Source organism: Kitasatospora sp. NPDC029367 (genome assembly GCF_055569135.1).
On sequence record NZ_JBVHYH010000015.1, the window covers coordinates 75,768 to 95,634 of the forward strand.

The 19,867-nt window shown below is 73.5% G+C and carries 17 protein-coding genes; 7 read left to right on the top strand and 10 right to left on the bottom strand.

Features of this window, described 5'->3' with window-relative positions; genetic code table 11:
* Nucleotides 1–50: 50 nt before the first annotated feature.
* Together ACZ4W5_RS11170 and ACZ4W5_RS11175 are read right to left on the bottom strand one after the other, a co-directional pair.
* Nucleotides 51–1,775, bottom strand: a complete 1,725-nt coding sequence (locus ACZ4W5_RS11170; protein WP_465653944.1) for a nitrite/sulfite reductase — start codon at nt 1,773–1,775, stop codon at nt 51–53.
* A gap of 199 nt (nt 1,776–1,974) precedes the next feature.
* Complete coding sequence (locus ACZ4W5_RS11175; RefSeq protein WP_310593185.1) at nt 1,975–2,058, bottom strand: putative leader peptide; 84 nt, start codon at nt 2,056–2,058, stop codon at nt 1,975–1,977.
* 293 nt (nt 2,059–2,351) lie between these two features.
* On the opposite strand from ACZ4W5_RS11175, the gene ACZ4W5_RS11180 reads away from it, so the two are divergent.
* On the top strand, nt 2,352–3,713 hold the full coding sequence (locus tag ACZ4W5_RS11180) for a YihY/virulence factor BrkB family protein (protein ID WP_465653945.1): 1,362 nt from the start codon (nt 2,352–2,354) through the stop codon (nt 3,711–3,713).
* Nucleotides 3,714–3,855: 142 nt separating this feature from the next.
* Here ACZ4W5_RS11180 and ACZ4W5_RS11185 read toward each other — a convergent pair whose 3' ends face one another.
* Nucleotides 3,856–5,613 carry an FtsW/RodA/SpoVE family cell cycle protein gene (locus tag ACZ4W5_RS11185; protein WP_360234770.1) on the bottom strand — a complete coding sequence of 586 codons (1,758 nt, stop codon included), beginning with the start codon at nt 5,611–5,613 and terminating at the stop codon, nt 3,856–3,858.
* A 356-nt stretch (nt 5,614–5,969) separates the two neighbouring features.
* On the opposite strand from ACZ4W5_RS11185, the gene ACZ4W5_RS11190 reads away from it, so the two are divergent.
* The 4 genes from ACZ4W5_RS11190 (at nt 5,970) to ACZ4W5_RS11205 (ending at nt 11,012) form a co-directional block, all read left to right on the top strand.
* Entirely contained in the window at nt 5,970–6,989 is a 1,020-nt protein-coding gene (locus tag ACZ4W5_RS11190; protein ID WP_465653946.1) for a cytochrome c oxidase assembly protein, read from the top strand.
* Between the two features lie 330 nt (nt 6,990–7,319).
* Nucleotides 7,320–8,441 carry a ribosome small subunit-dependent GTPase A gene (gene rsgA / locus ACZ4W5_RS11195; RefSeq protein ID WP_465653947.1) on the top strand — a complete coding sequence of 374 codons (1,122 nt, stop codon included), beginning with the start codon at nt 7,320–7,322 and terminating at the stop codon, nt 8,439–8,441.
* Between the two features lie 454 nt (nt 8,442–8,895).
* Complete coding sequence (locus ACZ4W5_RS11200) at nt 8,896–10,506, top strand: DNA-3-methyladenine glycosylase 2 family protein (protein ID WP_465653948.1); 1,611 nt, start codon at nt 8,896–8,898, stop codon at nt 10,504–10,506.
* A complete protein-coding gene (locus tag ACZ4W5_RS11205; RefSeq protein ID WP_360234782.1) occupies nt 10,503–11,012 on the top strand; it encodes a methylated-DNA--[protein]-cysteine S-methyltransferase in 510 nt (169 codons plus the stop codon). The genes ACZ4W5_RS11200 and ACZ4W5_RS11205 overlap by 4 nt, the downstream gene beginning before the upstream one ends.
* A gap of 90 nt (nt 11,013–11,102) precedes the next feature.
* Here ACZ4W5_RS11205 and ACZ4W5_RS11210 read toward each other — a convergent pair whose 3' ends face one another.
* Complete coding sequence (locus ACZ4W5_RS11210; RefSeq protein WP_465653949.1) at nt 11,103–11,612, bottom strand: GNAT family N-acetyltransferase; 510 nt, start codon at nt 11,610–11,612, stop codon at nt 11,103–11,105.
* 43 nt (nt 11,613–11,655) lie between these two features.
* Nucleotides 11,656–12,171, bottom strand: coding sequence for a MarR family winged helix-turn-helix transcriptional regulator (locus ACZ4W5_RS11215; RefSeq protein WP_465653950.1), 516 nt, complete (start codon nt 12,169–12,171; stop codon nt 11,656–11,658).
* 144 nt (nt 12,172–12,315) lie between these two features.
* Here ACZ4W5_RS11215 and ACZ4W5_RS11220 point away from each other — a divergent pair, with 144 nt between their 5' ends.
* Entirely contained in the window at nt 12,316–13,962 is a 1,647-nt protein-coding gene (locus ACZ4W5_RS11220; RefSeq protein ID WP_465653951.1) for an MFS transporter, read from the top strand.
* On the opposite strand, the gene pth is transcribed toward ACZ4W5_RS11220, so the two are convergent.
* The 4 genes from pth to ACZ4W5_RS11240 form a co-directional block, all read right to left on the bottom strand.
* Nucleotides 13,949–14,533: an aminoacyl-tRNA hydrolase gene (gene pth / locus ACZ4W5_RS11225; RefSeq protein WP_465653952.1), complete on the bottom strand. Its 585-nt coding sequence runs from the start codon at nt 14,531–14,533 to the stop codon at nt 13,949–13,951. The two genes, ACZ4W5_RS11220 and pth, sit on opposite strands and share 14 nt — an antisense overlap.
* Nucleotides 14,534–14,696: 163 nt before the next feature.
* Complete coding sequence (locus ACZ4W5_RS11230; protein ID WP_360234906.1) at nt 14,697–15,323, bottom strand: DUF305 domain-containing protein; 627 nt, start codon at nt 15,321–15,323, stop codon at nt 14,697–14,699.
* Between the two features lie 122 nt (nt 15,324–15,445).
* On the bottom strand, nt 15,446–16,108 hold the full coding sequence (locus tag ACZ4W5_RS11235; protein WP_360234796.1) for a DUF3105 domain-containing protein: 663 nt from the start codon (nt 16,106–16,108) through the stop codon (nt 15,446–15,448).
* A gap of 100 nt (nt 16,109–16,208) precedes the next feature.
* A complete protein-coding gene (locus ACZ4W5_RS11240; protein ID WP_465653953.1) occupies nt 16,209–16,712 on the bottom strand; it encodes a hypothetical protein in 504 nt (167 codons plus the stop codon).
* Nucleotides 16,713–17,039: 327 nt separating this feature from the next.
* Between ACZ4W5_RS11240 and ACZ4W5_RS11245 the strand changes: the two genes are divergently transcribed.
* Complete coding sequence (locus ACZ4W5_RS11245; RefSeq protein ID WP_465653954.1) at nt 17,040–18,587, top strand: PP2C family serine/threonine-protein phosphatase; 1,548 nt, start codon at nt 17,040–17,042, stop codon at nt 18,585–18,587.
* A 499-nt stretch (nt 18,588–19,086) separates the two neighbouring features.
* On the opposite strand, the gene ACZ4W5_RS11250 is transcribed toward ACZ4W5_RS11245, so the two are convergent.
* Nucleotides 19,087–19,848 (bottom strand): dienelactone hydrolase family protein, encoded by a 762-nt coding sequence (locus ACZ4W5_RS11250; RefSeq protein WP_465653955.1) that lies wholly within the window; start codon nt 19,846–19,848, stop codon nt 19,087–19,089.
* Nucleotides 19,849–19,867 lie beyond the last annotated feature (19 nt).

The window sequence follows — 19,867 nt, forward strand, 5'->3', positions numbered from 1 at the left end:
ATCGCCCATCTCGCTGTGCTCGGCGTTCGCTTCGTGAATGGTTCGCTCGCTCACGACAGCTGCTCCTCGGTGGCGCGGGCCGTCCACTGGGCGAAGCGCTCGCCCTCGGCGCGGTCGGCCTGGTAGCGGGTCAGCACGCGCTCGACGTAGTCGGGCAGGCCGGCGCTGGTGACCTTGAGGCCGCGGACCTTGCGGCCGAAGCCGGCCTCCAGGCCGAGTGCGCCGCCCAGGTGGACCTGGTAGCCCTCGACCTGGTTGCCGTGCTCGTCGGTGACCAGCTGGCCCTTGAGGCCGATGTCGGCGACCTGGATCCGGGCGCAGGCGTTCGGGCAGCCGTTGATGTTGATGGTCAGCGGCTCGGCGAACTCCGGCAGGCGCCGCTCCAGTTCGTCGATCAGGGTGCGGCCGCGCTCCTTGGTCTCGACGATGGCGAGCTTGCAGTACTCGATGCCGGTGCAGGCCATGGTGCCGCGGCGGAACGGCGAGGGGGTGACCCGCAGGTCGAGCTCCTCCAGGCCGGCCACCACCGCGTCGACGTGCTCCTCGGCGATGTCGAGGACCAGCATCTTCTGTTCGGCGGTGGTGCGCAGCCGGTCGCTGCCGTGGGCGGCGGCGAGGTCGGCGATCCGGCCGAGCAGCTTGCCGTCGACCCGGCCGACGCGCGGGGCGAAGCCGATGTAGTAGCGGCCGTCCTTCTGCCGGTGCACGCCGACGTGGTCGCGCCAGCGGGCGGCGGGCTCGGCGGGCGCGGGCCCGTCGACCAGCCGGTACTCGAGGTACTCCTCCTCCAGGACCTTGCGGAACTTCTCCACGCCCCAGTCGGCGACCAGGAACTTGAGCCGGGCGCGGTTGCGCAGGCGCCGGTAGCCGTAGTCGCGGAAGATGCCGATCACGCCGCCGTACACGTCGGCGACCTCGTCCAGCGGGACCCAGGCGCCCAGGCGCACGCCGAGCTTGGGGTTGGTGGACAGGCCGCCGCCGACCCACAGGTCGAAGCCGGGCCCGTGCTCGGGGTGGACCACGCCGACGAAGGCGACGTCGTTGATCTCGTGGGCGACGTCCAGCTGCGGGGAGCCGGAGACCGCGCTCTTGAACTTGCGCGGCAGGTTGGAGAAGTCCTTGTTGCCGATGAAGCGGCGCTGGATCTCCTCGATGGCCGGGGTGCCGTCGATGATCTCGTCCTCGGCGATGCCGGCCACCGGCGAGCCGAGGATGACGCGCGGGGTGTCGCCGCAGGCCTCGGTGGTGGACAGGCCGACGGCCTCCAGCTTCTGCCAGATCGCCGGGACGTCCTCGATCCGGATCCAGTGGTACTGGATGTTCTGCCGGTCGGTCAGGTCGGCGGTGCCCCGCGCGTACTGCTCGGAGACCTCGGCGATCGCGCGCAGCTGGGCGACGGTCAGCCGGCCGCCGTCGATGCGCACCCGGAGCATGAAGTACTCGGCGTCCAGCTCGTGCGGGTCCAGGATCGCGGTCTTGCCGCCGTCGATGCCCTCCTTGCGCTGGGTGTAGAGCCCCCACCAGCGCATCCGGCCGCGCAGGTCGGCGGGGTCGATCGAGTCGAAGCCCCGGTGCGCGTAGATCGTCTCAATACGTGTCCGCACATTGAGACCGTCGTCGTCCTTCTTGAACTGCTCGTTGGCGTTCAGCGGGGTGAAGTGCCCCATGCCCCACTGGCCCTCGCCGCGGTGGCGGGTCACCTTGCGAGCCGCGGCGGGGCGGGGCGCGACCGGGCGGTCGGCCGTGGGCTCGGCAGTCTCGGGAGAGGTGGCCATGGTGAAGTCCTTCTGGGCAGGTGGCGCTGGCGCCGGGTGGGTCGCGGGGCGTGCTCGGCCGTGCGATCGCTGCTGTGACCTGCGGGTTTCTCAGGGCCGGGAGAGCAGCAGACCGGGCCGGGCGGGCGCCTGCGCATCCGCTCGTGCGGGGATGGCGGGGTGGACGGCGCCGGGTGCGGTGGTGCGGCGGGGTGGGAGCTCAGGTCACCGGACAGATGGCGCTGGACACGCGAAGGAGATCGACGTGGAGTCGACCTACTAGGGTGGTTCCGGCGCTAGGCATGGCAAGAGATTCGCACGGCGTGGGACTCGCGGTCCACTAACATCCGAATGCTGGACGCTGGGGTTTCGACATCTGGGACGGCCGGGTGTTCCGGCCGCTCCGGGGCGGGCCGTCCGACGGGCTCCTGACGGGCGGTCGGGGCGCGGTCGGGGCGCGGGGCAGCAGGGGGCCCCGCGCGGCGGTCGGCAGGACGGTCCGCACGCGCCCGTACGGCGACTCGCGCGGCCGGTCCGCACGCGCCCGTACCCCGGGGGAGATCAACCGGAGCGACCTGGCCCGATACCGTTAGCCCTGTGCAAGCAGCAGGCGATACGAGCAGACCGAACCCCGAACGGCCCTCCCGGCGCCGGGGCAAGGGCTCCCGGCGCGCGGCCAAGGAGGCCACCTGGCGCCGCACGGCGTGGGACTTGGTCAAGGACACCACCAACACCTGCGTCGAGTACCGGGTCACCGGCCTCGCCGCGGAGGCGGCCTTCTTCACCCTGCTGTCGATCCCGCCGCTGCTGCTCGGCCTGGCCGCCACCCTCGGCTACCTCGACGAGTTCCTCGGCGCGGGCACCATCGACCGGCTCAAGCACGACATCGTCTCGGCCTCCGGGACGGTGCTGTCGGACTCCTCCGTCAACGCGGTCGTCAAACCGCTGCTCAGCCAGGTCTTCGACCACACCCGGCCCGACCTCATCTCGATCGGCTTCCTGCTGTCGCTGTGGTCCGGATCCCGGGCGCTCTACATCTTCATCGACACCATCACCGTCATGTACGGGCTGGACGGCAAGCGCGGCATCGTCAAGACCCGGCTGATGTCACTCGGCCTCTACCTGGGTGCCCTGGTGATCAGCTCGCTGGTGCTGCCGCTGCTGATGGCCGGGCCCGGACTGGTCGAGAACGCCGTGCACGGCATCGCGGGGCTCGTCGGCGCCGCCTACTGGCCGGTCGCGATCCTGCTGCTGATCGTCTCCCTGACCACTCTCTACCACCTGGCCGTACCGGTCTCCACGCCCTGGCGCGAGGACATCCCCGGCGCGCTGGTCGCCCTGGTGGTGCTCGTCTTCTGCAGTGTCGGCCTGCGGCTCTACCTGGTCAGCTCGGTCGAGGGCCCCTCGGTGTACGGCTCGCTGGCCGCGCCGGTGGCCGTACTGCTGTGGATCTTCGTGGTGGCCCTCGCGGTGCTCATCGGCGCTGCCATGAACGCCGCCATAGACCGCCGCTGGCCCACCCTGGAGACCGCCGACGCCCGGGCCGAGAACGAGCGCGCCCACGAGGAGGCGGCCGCCGCGGTGGTCCGCGAGGTCGCCGCCCGCCGGGCCGTCGAACGGGCCCGGCGCGCCCGCGAACTGGGCCTGGCCGAGGGCGTCGAGGAGGAGTGGGGCGAGGAGGACGCCGACGACGTCGACGTGCCCGCCGAGTACCCCGAGCGGTGGGCCGACGTGCTGGCCGCCGACAACGTGCGCGCGCGGCTCACCGCCCGGCCCGGGCCGCACCACCGGCCGTCCCCGCCGCCGCCGGACAGCGACCGGCCGGCCGGGCCGCCGCCGGAGCGGCCGGGGCCGCCGGAGGCAGGGCCGGGGGTCGGGCCGGGGCCGGGGGTCGGGCCGGGGCAGCAGGTGCCGGGGTACCCGCCCAGGCCGCCGCGGCCGCCGTGGGAGCAGCGGTAGCGGCGCGGTGGTGGCCGCGGTAGTGGCGCGGTAGTGGCGGTGGTGACTTTGTACGGACAGGGCCTCCCTCGCGGGTGCGGGGGAGGCCCTCTGCGTTGCCGGGGTCCGGCCGGGTGGTGGTCGGCGGGGTGCGCCGGTGGGGTCAGCCGACCGTCGGGTCCTGCGGGTACCGGGACTGCTGCGGGGGGCCGTAGCCGTGGGCGGACTGGTCGTTGCTCGGCGGGTAGCCGTACGACGCCTGCGGGCCACTGTGCTGCGGACCGGCGTGCTGGGGGCCGCCGGGCAGCGGTCCGTCGGGCCGGGGCGTGCCGGGCGCGTGGCCGAAGGAGGGGCGCAGCTCGGTGGGGGCGCCCGGGTCCGTGTGGATGGGGCCGGACGACGCGGCTGACGGGCCCGCCGGGTCGGGCCCGGCGCCCGGCAGCGGGTCCAGGCCCGCGGCCAGCGGCTCGCCCGCCCCCAGGGTCCGGCCCGGGCCGGGGGAGGCCGGGCCGGCCTGCGCCGGGAGCGGCTCCGGGCTGGTCGGGGCCGGGTCCAGGGCGGTGCGCCCCGAGGAGTCGCTCAGCTTGATCAGCAGGGCGACCATCAGCCAGTTCGCCAGCAGGGAGGAACCACCGGCCGCCAGGAAGGGCAACGCCTTGCCGGTCAGCGGGACCAGCCCGCTCACGCCGCCGACCACCACGAACACCTGCAGCGCGAGCGCCGCCGACAGGCCGGTGGCCAGCAGCTTGCCGAACGGGTCGGTCAGTCCGACCGCGGTGCGCAGCCCGCGCTGGATCAGCAGCACGTACACCAGCAGGATCGCGGTCACCCCGGCCAGGCCCAGTTCCTCGCCGATGGTGGTGAAGATGAAGTCGCTGCGCCCGGCGAAGCCGATCAGCCACGGCCGGCCGGAGCCCAGGCCGGTCCCGGTCATGTGTCCGGTGCCGAGGCTGAACAGGGCCTCGGCGGGCTGTGCGGAGATCGCCTGGTTGTTGACCGGAGGGAAGTAGTCGAGCGGGTGCAGCCAGGCCTCGACGCGCCCGTGCACGTGCGGCTCCACGGTACCGACCACGGCCGCGCCGCCGACCGCCATCAGCAGGCCGAGCACCACCCAGCTGGTGCGCTCGGTCGCCACGTACAGCATCACGACGAAGACGCCGAAGAAGATCAGCGAGGTGCCCAGGTCGCGCTCGAAGATCAGCACCATCAGGCTGACCGCCCAGATCGCCAGCACCGGTCCGGCGTGCCGCCCGCGCGGGAGGGTCATCCCCCAGACCTTCCGGCCGGCCAGGGCCAGGGCGTCCCGGGAGGCCATCAGGTAGCCCGCGAAGAAGATCGTGATCGCGACCTTCACGAACTCGTCCGGCTCGAAGGAGGGCAGTCCGGGGAGCTTGATCCAGCGCTTGGCGCCGAAGCTGTCGGTCGGCGAGAAGATCGGCGCGGTCAGCAGGATCAGCGCGCCCGCCATCAGCACGTAGACGTAGCGCTGGAAGAACCGGTGGTGCTTGACGAAGACGATCAGCGCGAGCGCCGCCGCCACCGCGATGAACGTCCACATCAGCTGGCCCGGCGCGGCCGGGAGCTTCTGGTAGTCGCCCTTGGCGGCGTGCGCGGCCTTGTAGCTGAAGTCCAGCCGGTCCAGCAGCATCAGCCCGAAGCCGGTCAGGAACACGCCCAGCGGCAGGATCAGCGGGTCCGCGTACGGCGCGAACCGGCGCACCGCCAGGTGCGCCACCGCGACCAGCGCCCCGAGGGACAGGCCGTGGACGAGGAGCCCGGGCGGCAGCTTGTCGGTCATCGCCAGCGAGGCGTCGATGTGTCCGGCCAGGCAGACGGCCACCGCGAGCGCCAGCAGGCCCAGCTCGATGTTGCGGTGGCGCGCGGCCAGCCGTCGGCCTTCGCCGCGTGCAGTGCTTTGCACCTCTTGTCGTCCCCTTGCTGTCACCCACGTGGCCGGTATCGCCGACGGTGCATCCTGCCAGACGACAGCGGGCTCGCGCCGGTTGCGCCTCCGGGGCCGGCAAGGGCAGAACTTTGCCTGGGCAAAGCTTTGTTCGGCTTTGGTAAAGCTTTGTTCAGGCCCGGGTATAGAGGTGGGCCCCGGCTGCGGCGGACCGCGTCGGGAGGGCCATCATGGCCGGGCGCCGCGGCCCCTGCGCCCGGCGGGCACAGTGGGTACGGCGGGCACACGGCCGGTACGCCGGTACGGCCGGTGCGCCGGCACAGCCGGTACGTCGGCACGGCCGGTACGGCGGTACGGATGAGGTGGGCGGACGGATGAGCGGCGTGGTGGACGGCGCGTTGGACGGCGCGGCCCGGGTGCTCGCGTACAGCGGACCGCCCGCGTGGCAGTGGTCCGACCTGGCCACCTCCTGGACCTTCGAACCGGTGGTGCTCGCCCTGTCGCTGCTGCTCGGCGGCTGGTACCTGACCGCGGTGCGCACCGTGAACCGCGGCGACGGCGCCCGCTGGCAGCCCACCCGCACCGCGGCCTTCCTCGGGGGGCTGCTGCTGTGGATCTGGTGCACCTGCTCCGGCCTCGGGGTGTACGAGCGCGTCCTGTTCACCGACCGGGCCGTACAGGTCGTGCTGCTGCTCATGGTCGTCCCGCTGCTGCTCGCGCTCGGCGCCCCCGTCTCGCTGCTGGTCCTTTCCTCTCCGGAGGGCCGGCGGGAGCGGATCCTGCGGGCGCTGCGCAGCCGGCCCTCCAAGGTGCTGATGTTCCCCGCGGTCTCCACCGTGCTGCTGATGGCGCCGCCGTGGCTCCTCTACTTCACGCCCTGGTACGAGTGGTCGGTCTCCAGCGGGGTCGGCAACCTGGTGCTGCACCTGGCGCTGGTGCTGCTGGGCCTCGCCTACTTCTGGCCGCGGCTGCAGCTCGATCCGGTCGGGCACGAGTACCCGCACCTGGTCGGGCTGTTCATCACCTTCGCCGAGGTGATCTTCGACGCGGGGCTCGGGATCGTGCTGATCTACGGCGGGCACCTCGTCGCCGAGCACTACTACCTGGCGCTCGAGCGGCCCTGGGGGCCGAGCCTGGCGCAGGACCAGACCTGGGGCGGCAACGCCTTCTGGGTGCTGGGCGACCTCGTCGGCCTGCCGTTCCTGGCCGCGCTGGTGCGGCGGATGGTGGTGCAGGGGCGCGAGGAGATCAAGGCCGTGGACGCCGAGCTGGACGCCCGCTTCGAGGCGCAGGCCGCGGAGGCCAGGGCGGCGGGGCGGGCGGAGGAGGACGAGGGCGGGATGCGGCCGTGGTGGCTGGACGACCCGAACCTCAAGCACCGCTACGGGGGGTAGCGGCGGTTCCGTCCCCTGGCGCGGCGGCGTGTGGCCCGGCGCCGCTCGGTGGGGGCCAATGTTGGCCCGCCGCGACCCCTCCCCACCGCATTTCCGCAGGTCAAAAATAGGTTGGCCCCAACCGCCCGCCCCGCTAGCGTGTGACACATCGGTTCGGGGGCCATTGGGCCGCCCGAGGAGTAGAGAGCAGGAGGTGAACCCCGTGGTCGTTGTCGCCCCGATAGCTGCCCTGGGCAGCATGCGCGTTCACCTCCTCTTCCCGGCCGCCGGCTGAGCCTTCCGCGCCAGCCGTAGCCCGCCGGGACCATCTCCTCCCGAAGGGCCACTGCGTTGTTCAACGCTGCCTCCACTTCGCTGTTCTCCTCCTCCCTCTCCACCGAGAGGTCCCCACTGGCCCGCTACGGCTGGACGCCCGAGCTCGACGAGCTCTTCGTCCCGCTGGCCGAGGCCGGCCTGCTCCCCGCCCGTATCACCCGGGTCGACCGCGGCCAGTGCGACGCCGTCCTGGCCGACCCGGAGACGGGCGAGCTGCGCACCGTCCGGCTCGACACCCGGCCGGTGGGCGACGCCGACATGATCAACTGCCCCTGCACGGGCGACTGGGCCGCCGTCGACCTGCACGCCCAGCCGATGGCCGCCGTCTCCGCGCTGCTGCCGCGCTCCACCGCGATCATCCGCAAGGTGGCCGGCAAGCGCTCCGACGGCCAGGTGCTTGCGGCCAACGTCGACACCGTGCTGATCACCGCCTCGCTCGCCGCCGATCCCGACCTCGGGCGGATCGAGCGCTTCCTGGCCCTGGCCTGGGAGTCCGGCGCCGAACCGCTGGTCGTCCTCACCAAGGCCGACCTGGTCGACGACGCCGAGTTCATCCGCGCCGATGTCGAATCCGTCGCACCGGGCGTCACCGTGCTGGTGGTCAGCGCGGAGACGGGCGAGGGCATCGACGTGCTCCGCGCCTGCGCCCCCGGCGCCACGGTGCTGATCGGCCAGTCCGGCGTGGGCAAGTCCACGCTCACCAACGCGCTGGTCGGCGCCGACGTGATGACCGTCCAGGAAGCCCGCGAGGTCGACCAGAAGGGGCGCCACACCACGACCACCCGCGAGCTGATACCGCTGCCCGGCGGGGGCGTGCTCATCGACACCCCTGGGCTGCGCGAGGTCGGCCTCTACGGTGGCGAGGGGGTGGACCTGGCCTTCGCCGACATAGCCGAGCTGGCCGAGGGTTGCCGCTTCCACGACTGCAACCACCACACCGAGCCCGGCTGCGCGGTCCGCGCGGCGCTGGAGGACGGCACCCTGCCGCAGCGCCGGATGGACAGCTATCTCAAGCTCCAGCGCGAGAACGAGTGGATCGCCTCGCGCACCGACGCCCGGGTCGCCAAGGCCCGGCTGAACAAGTGGAAGGCGATCACCAAGTCGATGCGCGCGGCAGGCGGTCCGGTGAAGCGCTGACCGGATCCGTCCTCGGCGCAGTGGTTCAGCAGCTCGATGGCCCAGCGTCTGCCCGGGGAGCCCGGGTGTGACGACCCGCACTGACCGGTCGGCCGGCGGCCGGCCAGTGCGGGGGCGGGCCGAGGCGGAGCCGGGCGGGGCCCGGCACGGAGGAGGGAGGACATGCGGTTCGCGGCAGGGCGATGACGCTGGCGGCACAGGCCGAGCGAGCTCTGGACAGGCGCGGTGCGCGCGAGGCGCCCGGTGGCTGCGGTACGTGCAACAGGCGCGGCGGGTGCAGCAGGCACGGCGGGTAGGTGGGTGGGCGCGGCGGGTGCGGCGGGTGGGTGGGCGCAGAAGGCCGCCAGGTGGGTGGGCAGGTGGTGGGTGGGTGGGCCGCGCGCGGCGGTGGGTGGGTGGCGGAGGCGGGAGGGTGGGGGCGGGGGGAGGGGGAGGGGGAAGCCCCCCGACGGCAATGTCCGATTCCCGCCAGTCACCCCTCGTCCCATCCCGCAAACTGGACAACGTGATCGACGACGACATCCGGTACCGAGCCGTGGACAGCCGCGACGCCCGCTTCGACGGCGTCTTCTTCACGGCGGTCACCTCCACTGGCATCTACTGCCGACCGAGCTGCCCCGCCGTGACCCCCAAACGTGCCAACTGCCGCTTCTACCCCAGCGCCGCGGCCGCCCAGGGCGCCGGCTTCCGCGCCTGCCGCCGCTGCCGCCCGGACTCGGTTCCGGGTTCCCCGGAGTGGAACCACCGCGCCGACCTGGTCGGCCGCGCGATGCGCCTGATCGGCGACGGCGTGGTGGACCGCGAGGGCGTCGCGGGCCTGGCCGACCGCCTCGGCTACAGCGCCCGGCAGCTCCAGCGCCAGCTCACCGCCGAGCTCGGCGCCGGCCCGATCGCGCTGGCCCGCGCCCGCCGCGCCCAGACCGCCCGGCTGCTCCTGCAGACCACCGAACTCCCCGTCACCGACATCGCGTTCGCGGCCGGCTTCGCCTCCGTCCGCCAGTTCAACGACACCGTGCGCGAGGTCTACGACCGCACCCCCAGCGGCCTGCGCGCCGAGGTGGTGTCCGGCCGCCGCACGGCGACCCCGGCCGGCGGGCTCACCTTGCGCCTGGCCTACCGCGGCGCGCTGGACAGCGACCACCTGATCGACTTCCTGGAGCTGCGCGCCGTCCCCGGCGTGGAGGAGGTGGTGCCCGGCGCGCGCCCCGGCGTGCGCACCTACCGGCGAACCCTCGCGCTCCCGTACGGGCACGGCATCGCCGAGGTCGACGGCCTGGCGCCGCAGGACCCGCGCACCCGCGGCTGGCTCGACTGCCGCCTGCTGCTCGCCGACCTGCGCGACCTGCCGACCGCCGTCCAGCGGCTGCGCGTCCTCTTCGACCTGGACGCCGACCCGGACACCGTGGACGAGCAGCTCGGCGCCGACCCGGTGCTCGGCCCGCTGGTCCGTGAGCGCCCCGGCCTGCGCTCGCCCGGCCACGTGGAGCCGCACGAGCTCGCCGTCCGCGCCGTGCTCGGCCAGCAGATCACCGTCGGCGCCGCCCGTACCCTGGCGGGCCGGCTCGCGGAGAAGTACGGCGTCGCGCTGCCCGAGCCGAGCGGCGGACTGAGGCTGCTCTTCCCCTCGGCGGCGGTGCTGGCCACCGCCGACCCGGAGGACTTCGCGATGCCTGCGGCCCGCCGCCGGGCGCTCACCGGCCTGTGCGCCGCGCTGGCGGAGGGCGTGGTGCGCCTGGACGGCGGGGTCGACCGGGAGGAGGCCGCCGCCCGGCTGCTGGCGCTGCCCGGCATCGGTCCCTGGACGGTCGGCTACCTGCGGATGCGCGCCCTCGCCGACCCCGACGTCTTCCTCCCGACCGACATCGGCGTCAAGCACGGCCTCCTCCGGCTCGGCGCCCCCGGTGACGCCAGGGCCGCCGCCCGCGCCGCCGAGGCCTGGGCCCCGTGGCGCTCCTACGCCGTCCACCGCCTCTGGGCGGGCCCCGCGAGCACCGACACCGGCAGCGCCGGCAGCACCATCCCCAGCACCAGCACGAACACCGGAACGGAGAACGACCCGGCATGAGCACCACCGTCTACACCACCATGGAGAGCCCGTTCGGCCCGCTGCTGCTCAGCGGCGTGCTGCCCGAGGACGGCGGCCCTGCGGCCCTGGCCACGGTCACCGCGCCCGGGCAGAAGTACGCGCTGGCCGAGCCCGCCGACGACTGGGAGTACGACCCCGAGGCCCTGGCCGAGCCGGTCGCCCAGTTGACCGCCTACTTCAAGGGTGACCGCACCACCTTCGACTTCCCGCTCGCTCCCGAGGGCACCGAGTTCCGCCGCCGGATCTGGGCCGCGCTGGACGAGATCCCCTACGGCACGACCGTGACCTACGGCCAACTCGCCGAACTGGCCGGGCAGTCGCCGCGGATGGTACGGGCGGTCGGTGGCGCGGTGGGCGCCAACCCGCTGCTGATCGTGCGCCCCTGCCACCGGGTGCTCGGCGCCAACGGCGCGCTCACCGGCTTCGCCGCGGGCGTGGACCGCAAGCGCTGGCTGCTGGAGCTGGAGAGCGGCACCCTCTTCTGAGGCACCCGTGCCCGAGGAGGCGCCCGTGCCCGAGACACCCGTTCCCGAGGCACCCGTGCCCGAGGCACCTGTGCCCGAAGGTCTCGGCCCTCAACCCCGCAGGTCCACCCGCCAGTTGTTGCTGCGCATGAACCGCCCGGGCGGGAACTCGAACTCCGTCTCACCGAGCAGCGTGAACCCAGCCTTCGCGCAGACCGCGTTGGAGGCGGGGTTGTCCACCGAGGGGAAGGCGTGCAGAAAGCGGTGCGCCCCCTCGCGCCGGGCAGCGGCGACGGCGGCCCGGGCGGCGGCCACGGCGATGCCGCGCCCCTGGTGCTCGGGCAGCACGTTCCACCCCATCTCGTGCACCGTCCCGCCGGCCCAGTCGCGGGTGCCGTAGCCGACCGTGCCGACGGCCTCGCCCTCGGGCAGCAGCACGATCCGGTACATGCAGCCCAGTCCGGACGGGACGAAGTCCAGGTACCGCCCGTGCCGGACGAGCAGCTGCTCCTCCGTCTCCGGCCCGCCGACGTGCTTCTTCATCTCCGGGGTGTTCACCCGGCGCAGCAGCGCGAGGTCGGCGTCCGTCCAGGGTTCGAGCTGTACCTCCGCGATGGTCATGCCGGGACGCTAGCGCCCGCGACACCCCGTGCTCCAGGGGTTTTCAGCCGACGGCGGGCCCTTCGGGTCCGGCTCCCGGCTGGGCGAGGGCGCGGGCGAGCCGTTCCAGCGCGGGCAGGGCGTGGACGACGGTCGCGCGGTCGGCCGGGTCGAGGGTGCCGAGGGCGGTGGCGATGCGGCGTTCGTGGGCGTGCTGCCAGTCGTCGAGCTGGCGCCGTCCGGCGGGGGTGAGGGCGATGCGGGCGGTGCGCCGGTCGCCCGGGTCGGCCTGGCGGTCGACGAACCCGGCTTCCAGGAGCTTGCCGACCAGTCCGCTGACGGTGTTGGGGGCGAGCCGCTGGCGGGCGGCGAGTTCGCCGACCCGGAGCGGGGCGGCGGCGAGCGTCTGGAGGAGTTCGACCTGCGCCATCGGCAGGGACTCCCAGGGGTAGTCGGTGCGGATGCTGCTGCGCAGGGCACGGCGCAGCCGGGTGACGGTGTCGGTCAGCCGCCGGGCGTGCTCGACCGCCGGGTCGGGGCTTTCGGTGGCGGAGTCGGGAACGTATGGTGACGACGGCATGGCGGACAGCGTATCGCCTGGTACGGGGCGTTCCCGGGGCGCCGTCCGGTCCTCGGACGCGGGGCGGGCGCACCGCGAGATGTTTCGTATCGCAGGGCGAGCAGCTCGTAGAAGGAACATATCTGTATCCGATATATTAGCGGCATGAACGCCATGGCCCTCACCGCGCGCCTGCTCACCGAGCGGCCCCGGCCCCGAGGCATAGCCGGCTGGCGCCACGCCCACTGGCTGGCCGTCGGCACGGTCTGCCTCGGCGCCTTCCTCGGCCAGCTCGACGCCAGCGTCATCGCCCTGGTCTTCCCCGCCCTCGGCCGCCACTTCGGCGCGGGCTTCGCCGCCGTCGAATGGGTCGCCCTCGCCTACCTGCTCGTCCTGGTCGCCCTGCTTGCCCCGATCGGCTGGCTGTCCGACCTGGTCGGCCGCAAGACCATGTACATCGGCGGCTTCGCCGTCTTCGGCCTCTCCTCCCTCGGCGCCGGACTCGCCGGCAGCCTGTGGATCCTGGTCGGCTGCCGCGCCGTGCAGGCCGCCGGCGCCGCGATGATGCAGGCCAACAGCGTCGCTCTGGTCGCCCGCGGCGTCCCCGAGCACGCGATGCGGCGCGCGCTCGGCATCCAGGCCGCCGCCCAGGGGCTCGGGCTGGCGCTGGGGCCGACGCTCGGCGGACTGCTGGTGGAACAGGCCTCCTGGCAGTGGGTGTTCTGGGTCAACGTGCCGATCGCGGTGTTCGGCATCGTGGCCGGCTGGTACCTGCTGCCCCGCACCCGCACCCGCACCCGCACCCGGACCGGGACCGGGGCCGGGGCCGACGGGCTGACCACCGTTCCCGCTGCCGTCCCCGCACCCCGCAGCTCCGCACGCCACGGCTCCGTACGCCACGGCTCCGTACCCGGCGAGCCCGGGCACCACACGCGCTCCGAGCCCCGCTTCGACCTGCCCGGGATGCTGCTGCTCACCGGGGCGACCACCTCGCTGCTGCTCGCCCTCTCCACCGCCTCCGGCCTGCCGCTGCCCGGCTGGGCCGTCGCCGTCCTGCTCGTGGCCGCCGCCCTGCTCACCCTGGCACTGGTGCGCCAGGAGCGGCGGGCGGCCCGGCCGGTCCTGGCGCCCGGGCTGGTCAACACCCCGGGCGTGCGGTCCGGGCTGACGGTGGCGCTGATCGGCTACCTGCTGCTGTTCTGCCCGCTCGTGCTGGGCCCGGTGCTGCTCACCGGCGCGGGCGTCTCGACGGCGGCCGCGGGCCTGGTGGTCACCCTGCTGCCCGCCGCGTTCGCGGTCGCCGCGACGGTCGGCGGCGGGCTGCTGCCCCGGGGCTGGTCGGACGTCGCCCGGTGCCGCTTCGGGGCCGGCCTCGCCGCCGCCGGACTGCTGCTGTTCGCCGTGCTGCCGGTCTCGGGCGCGGCGGTGGCGGTCCCGCTGCTGGTCGCCGGGTACGGGCTGGGGCTGCTGTTGCCGGCCAACAACGCCCTGGTGATGCGGGCGGTCCCGGCGGAGTGCTCGGCCGTCGGCGGCGGCATGGTGAACATGGCGCGCAGCCTCGGCACGGCGCTCGGCATGGCGCTGTCCGTCCTCGGTGTCCATCTGGCGGGCGCGGCGTCCGGTGGGCGGACGGTGCTGGTCGCCCTCGCGGCGGTCGCGGTGGCGGCCATCGCCCTGAGCCGCCCGACCGGGCGCCGGAACGACCTCGACCGGACGGGCCCCGATCGGGCGGGCTCCGACCGACCAGGCCCCGATCGACCAGGCCCCGACCGTACGGGCCTCGGCGGCCCGAAGGGCCTCAGGGCGCGCTGACGTTCAGGGCGTCCTGGGCCCGGCTCAGGCCGAGCCGCACCAGCGTCTCCAGGGCGTCCGCGCAGCGCTCCAACACCGCCGGCATCGCGGCCAGTTCCTCGTCCGTGAACTTCTTGAGCACGTAGTCGCCGACGCTCTGCCCCTTCGGCGGGCGGCCGATGCCGAAGCGCAGCCGGATGAACTCCCGGGTGCCGAGCACGTCGCCCACCGAACGGACCCCGTTGTGCCCGCCCGGCCCGCCGCCGCGCTTCAACTTGCCGGAGCCGTAAGCGAAGTCCAGGTCGTCCTGGACGATCACCAGGTGCTCCACCGGCACCCCGTAGCGGCGCATCAGTCCGGACACCGGACGGCCGGACAGGTTGATGAACCACTGCGGCTTGGCCAGCAGCACCCGCCGCCCGTCCAGCTCGATCTCCGCGACCGTGCCGCCGATCCCGCGCCGCCGGAACCGGGCGCCGTGCCGTTCGGCCAGCCGGTCCACGGCCAGGAAGCCGGCGTTGTGCCGGGTCGTCCGGAACCAGGGGCCGGGGTTGCCCAGCCCGACGATCAGCCAGGGCGCTTGAGGGGTCATCCGGGATCTCCAGGTGCTGTGGAACGGCGGACGGCCGGGGCGCGGTGCGGGTCGGTACGGGACCGCCCGCGCGCCCCGGCCGTCCGGGAGAACGGGGGGAACGTGACAACGGGGGAACAGCAGGAACAGCGGGAACAGCGGCAGAACAGCGGAACAGCAGGTGTCAGGACGCGGGAACGCCGGGGGCGGCGCCGCGCTCCTTGAGCATGCCGGTCATCAGCTCCACCTCGGAGGTCTGGGCGACCACCATCGACTGGGCGAGCCGCTTCTCGACGTCGTTCTTCGCCATGTCGACGTACCCCTGGGCCATCTCGACGCCGCCCTTGTGGTGCTCGATCATCAGCTGCAGGTAGTACACCTCGGCGTCCCGCCCGCTGAGCGAACGCAGCTTCGCCATCTGGGTGTTGGTGGCCATACCGGGCATCAGCGAACCGTCGTGGGCCTGGTAGTCGTGGCCCATCCACGCCATCGGCTTGGCCGGCGAGTGCTGCGACAGCCCCCACTGGTCGATCCAGCCCATCATCATCCCGCGCTGGTTGGCCTGGGTGTTGATGATGTCGAAGGCCAGGGTGCGGGTCGGTTCGTCGCTGGTGCGGTCCCGGACGATGAACGACAGGTCGACCGCCTGCTGGTGGTGGGTCGCCATGTCGCGGGCGAACCCGGCCTCGGGCGAGTCGTCGGCCGGGACGGCCACCGAGGAGGAGCCGGAGGCCGTGGTCGAACCCGCCACCAGGGCCGGTACCCCGAGCGCCAGCGCCACCGCGGCGGCCAGCGCGGCCGGCCACCACATCCGCCGACGGCCCGGACGGGCGGCCGTCTCCGCCGCCCCGGCCGCGACCCCGTTCGCGTTCGCAGTTCCGGCCGGTTCGGCCCCCGCCCCCGGGATGTCCTCGGGGCGGGCCCCCTCGGCGGTCACATCTGCCCCATCGTGCAGGAGGCACCGGGCTCCTGGGTCTGCTTGCCCTGGACGTACTTGGTGAAGAACTGGCTGACCCGCGGGTCGCTGGCGCTGTCCACGACCAGCTGGGTGCTCCAGGCGTTCAGGGTGATGGTGCCCTGCTCGTCCGGGTACGGGCTCATCAGCGAGTACGGGGTGTTCTTGACCTTGTCGGACAGGGTCTTGATGTCGTCCGGGGTGGCCTTGCCGTTGTACGTCACCCAGACCGCGCCGTGCTCCAGCGAGTGGACGGCGCGCTCGTTCTCGACCGGCTGGTCGTAGACGTGGCCCATGCAGTCCAGCCAGACCGCGTTGTGGTCGCCGCCGACCGGCGGGGTCATCGGGTAGTTGACCTTGTCCTTGACGTGGTTGCGGCTCAGGTCGCCGAAGGTCTTCACGCCCGGGATGTCCGCGTTGGCGGCGGCCACGCGGTCCTTCTTCTTCTGGTTCTGGTCCATGACGAACCAGGTGGCGGTGCCGATCGCACCGATCACCAGCACACCGGCGGCCACCGAGGCGATCACCTTGTTGCGGCGGTCGCGCCGCTGCTCGGCGGCGCGCAGCTCGGCGATCCGGGTGCGGCGGTCGGCGTTGCCCTTGGCACCGGGCTTGTTGGACTGCTTGGAGGCGGAACCCATGATGGTCGTCCTTGTCCCCGCCGCGCACGGCTGTGGCGGCGGTCGGCTGTAGTGGGGGAGGGGCGGACCCGCCGGCGGGAGCGTCGGCGGTGGGTTCCGCTCAGGACCGGTGGACCTGGAGTTCGTGCAGATCCGGCGCGGGACGCGGACCGTCCAGCAGACCCGCGGGCACCGCCCGGGGCAGCGCCTCGGGCGTCGGCACCGCCAACGGCAGCACGGCGGGCTGCGGATGCGGCGGCGGGTTCGGCAACTGGGCGTCCTGCGGGCAGAACGGGTGGCTGGAGCAGCCGTTGTTGCGCGGCGGCTGGCCGTCGGCGGTGCACAGGATCCAGTGCTCCTGCGGCTCCCCGAACCGTTGGTGGTCGGACGCCCGGACGGCGTCGCGGCCGTGCGGCGCCGGTGCGACGGCGTCCGCCGCGCTCACCAGCGACACGGCGCTCACCGGGGCCGGGCCGGAGCGGACGGGGGCGTCCGCCTTCGCCAGGCCCGAACACGGCAGCGCGGACAACAGCGCGACCAGCAACAGGACCAACAGCACACCCGCCGGGCGGCCCGTCGGTGCGGCCCTCCCCGGTCGGGGTGAGCTCGGGGCCGACGCGGTCATGCGCACATTTAATCAGCCGAACGGGTGAAGCGGTGCCCCTCCTCGGCCCTCATTTTCGACCCCCAACACCCCGCAATGTCCAGGAAACGCCCTGCTCGGGGCACAACCGGCAAGCAGGGACGGAACGGGAGCGAACGAGTCGGTGACACCCGCCCCGCCCGGCCGCCCGGACGGTCACGAACCGGCAGGTGAGCGCGGTGGCCGGGAAGATCCGATCGGTGACCGGTTGTCGCCGAAACCCGGACACGGTCGTTGCACTTGGAGACAATGACGCCAGTCCGGCCCCGCCGGGGGCGGCGCGACCACGGACCGACCAGGAGCCGCCAGATGAGCAAGCAGGGTGCACCCGCACAGCCGCCCCGGCCCGACGACGGCTGGTGGGACACCGTCTACGACGGTCCGGCGGGCACCCTCCCCGACACCCCGCACGCCGACCCGGGCGACGGCAGCGTCGACGACTGGTTCGACACGGCGGCCGGACTGATCGGGCCGCAGCGCACCGCACCACCGGAGGCGGAACCCGGGGCAGCAGCCGTGGAGGAGCCCGCGGCCGAACGGGACAGCATCGACGACTGGTTCGACGACGCGCTCGGCGTCATCGAGGGCGCCGGCGTCATCGAGGGCGCCGGCGGCATCGGGCGCCAGCGCAGCTCGACCGAGACCGAGCAGCCCCCCGCGCCCCCCTCCGAGGCCGACGAGCCCCGCGCGGCGGAGCCCGAGCCGGAGCCCGAGCCGGAGCCGGAGCTGGAGCTGGAGCCCGAGGAACCGCCCACCCCGGTCTCCCTGGAAAAGCCCGCCCCCGAACCCGCCCCCGCCCCAACTCCTGAACCCGAACCCGAACCCGCCCACGCGCCGCAGCCCGACCCCGACCCCGACCCCGACCCCGCTCCCGAACCCGTGGCCCCCGTCCCCGTCCCCGACCCGCGCCTCGCCATCCGCACCCCGCTCGCCGAGACCCCTCCCACCGTCCCCCACGTCGGCGAACGCCCCCCGACCTACAGCCCCGAGCCGACCGCCGTACCGGAGGCCGATCCCGACGCCCTCGACACCGTCGTGCCGGACACCGCGCTCGAAGGCGCCCAGTACGGGACGACCGTGCTGCGCGCGGTCTCCGTCCGCGGCGACTCCGCCCGCTACCGCGGCGAGCCGCGCCGGGACGGCCTGCTGGTCACCAGGTTCGGCGACGGGCCCGACGGGCTGCTGCTCGCCGTCCTTGCCGGCTACGAGCGCACCGGCGGCGCCGAGGACGAGTCACTCACCCCGCAGGCCGTCGCCGCCGGGGCGGGCGAGGCCTGCCGCCAGCTCGCCGCCGCCATCGGGCGCAGCCGGGCCGGCCTCGCCGCCGACCTGCGCGACGGTGCCCGAGACCGGCTTCGCTACGGCCTCCAGCGCCTGGCCACCGGCGCGGCCGCCCCACTGCGGGCCCTCGCCCCCCGGGCGGAGGGGGACGACAGCCCGTCCCCGGCCTCGCTGCACTGCCTGCTGGTGTCGCTCGACCCGGCGGCCGGCTACCGCGCCGCCTTCGGCGTCGGTCCCGGTGGGCTCTACCTGCTGCGCTCGGGCCACTGGATCGACGCCTACGCGGCCCGGCTGCTCCACCACCCGGACGGTCAGCCGCCGGTCCCGGAGGCCCCCGTGCCGGACCCGCGCCCGTTCCGCTTCCGCCTCGTCCCCGCCACCCCGGGCGACATCCTGCTCCTCTGCACCCCGGGCCTGTCCCGCCCGATCGCCGACGAACCGGCCGTCGCCCACTTCCTCTCCTCCCACTGGGCCCACCCCCACCCCCCGGGCACCGTCGACTTCCTCCGCCAGGTCCAGGTCCGCGCCAAGGGCTACGCCGACGACCGCACCGCCGCCGCCATCTGGACCGAATGACCAACCCCGACGCACCAGAAGTCGGCCCAGCCGACTTCTGGCTCAATCGGATCTGTGCTGGGGCGCGCTTCGGAAGCGGATCTCAAGGTGAGATGATCTTGCTTCGTAGCGCGTGGAGATCTGACGGATACGCAGTGGGTCCGGCTGGAACCGTTGTTGCCCAAGGGTACGAAGCCGGGGCGGCCGCCCATATGTACCGGGCGGCAGTTGAGCGACGGCATAAGGTTCCACGTGGCAGCGGATCTTCGCCGCACCGCAGGCCCAGGCCGATGACAAGGGGCTCATCACCTGGGGCATCAACGTCGATTCCACTGTCTGTCGGGCCCACCAGCATGCCGCCGGGGCACGCAAAAGGGGGCTCTGCGACAGGAACCGCCTGGTCGGCATCGAGCCTGACGACTACGGTCTGGACCATTCGCGCGGCGGTCTGACCACCAAGCCGCACCTGGCCGTCGAACAAGGGCAGAAGCCGATGGCCAGAGTGATCACCGCCGGACGATCAGCCCTGGTGAGGCAGCTGGGCCAGGGCCTTGAGGATGCGCTTCCAGGCGTCGCCGGACGCGTCCGCGTCGTAGCTCTCGGGACGGTCCTCACACAGAAAGCCATGCTGGGCATCCGGATAGTCGATCAGCTCATGACGCACGCCGGCCTGCTCAAGACGCTGCCTCATACGCTGCCACTCGACCATGGAGATCAGGAAGTCCTGTCCACCCACGAGACCGAGCAGCATCGTGCCGTGCGCGGCCACCGATGCCGCGCCCTGGGGAGTCAGAGGCGGTTGCGGCTCGGCCAGCGGAATCCCGCCGTCCAGGGTCCAGCCGCCGTAGCAGCTGACGACCAGGTCCAGCGGCAGACGCGTGGCCGCCAGGACACCGAGGTGACCACCCAGGGAGAACCCGACGAACGCGCGGCCAGCCCCGGCACCCAATTCCGCACCAGCCGAGAGGGACGCTTCGGTATCGTCCGCGACACCCTCGCGTGTCAGATGACCGAGCAGCCGGAAACCCTCCTTGCGCCCGGCATCGTCGTAGCCGAGTTCGGCCCGGCGTGACTGACGCCAGTAGAAGTCCGGGGCGATCGCCAAGTAACCGGCTGCTGCCAGCCGCTCGCACACCTTCTCCACCCAGGGTGTAACACCGAACAGTTCCATGCCAACGACCACGGTCGCTCGAGGCTCCTGCGCCAGTGGCGTGGCCACATAGACGTCCGGCCCCTCGGGCAAGCGCGTCCAACGAGCAGAAACCGACGCAGGATCCGACATGGTTGTCCCCCAGACGAGT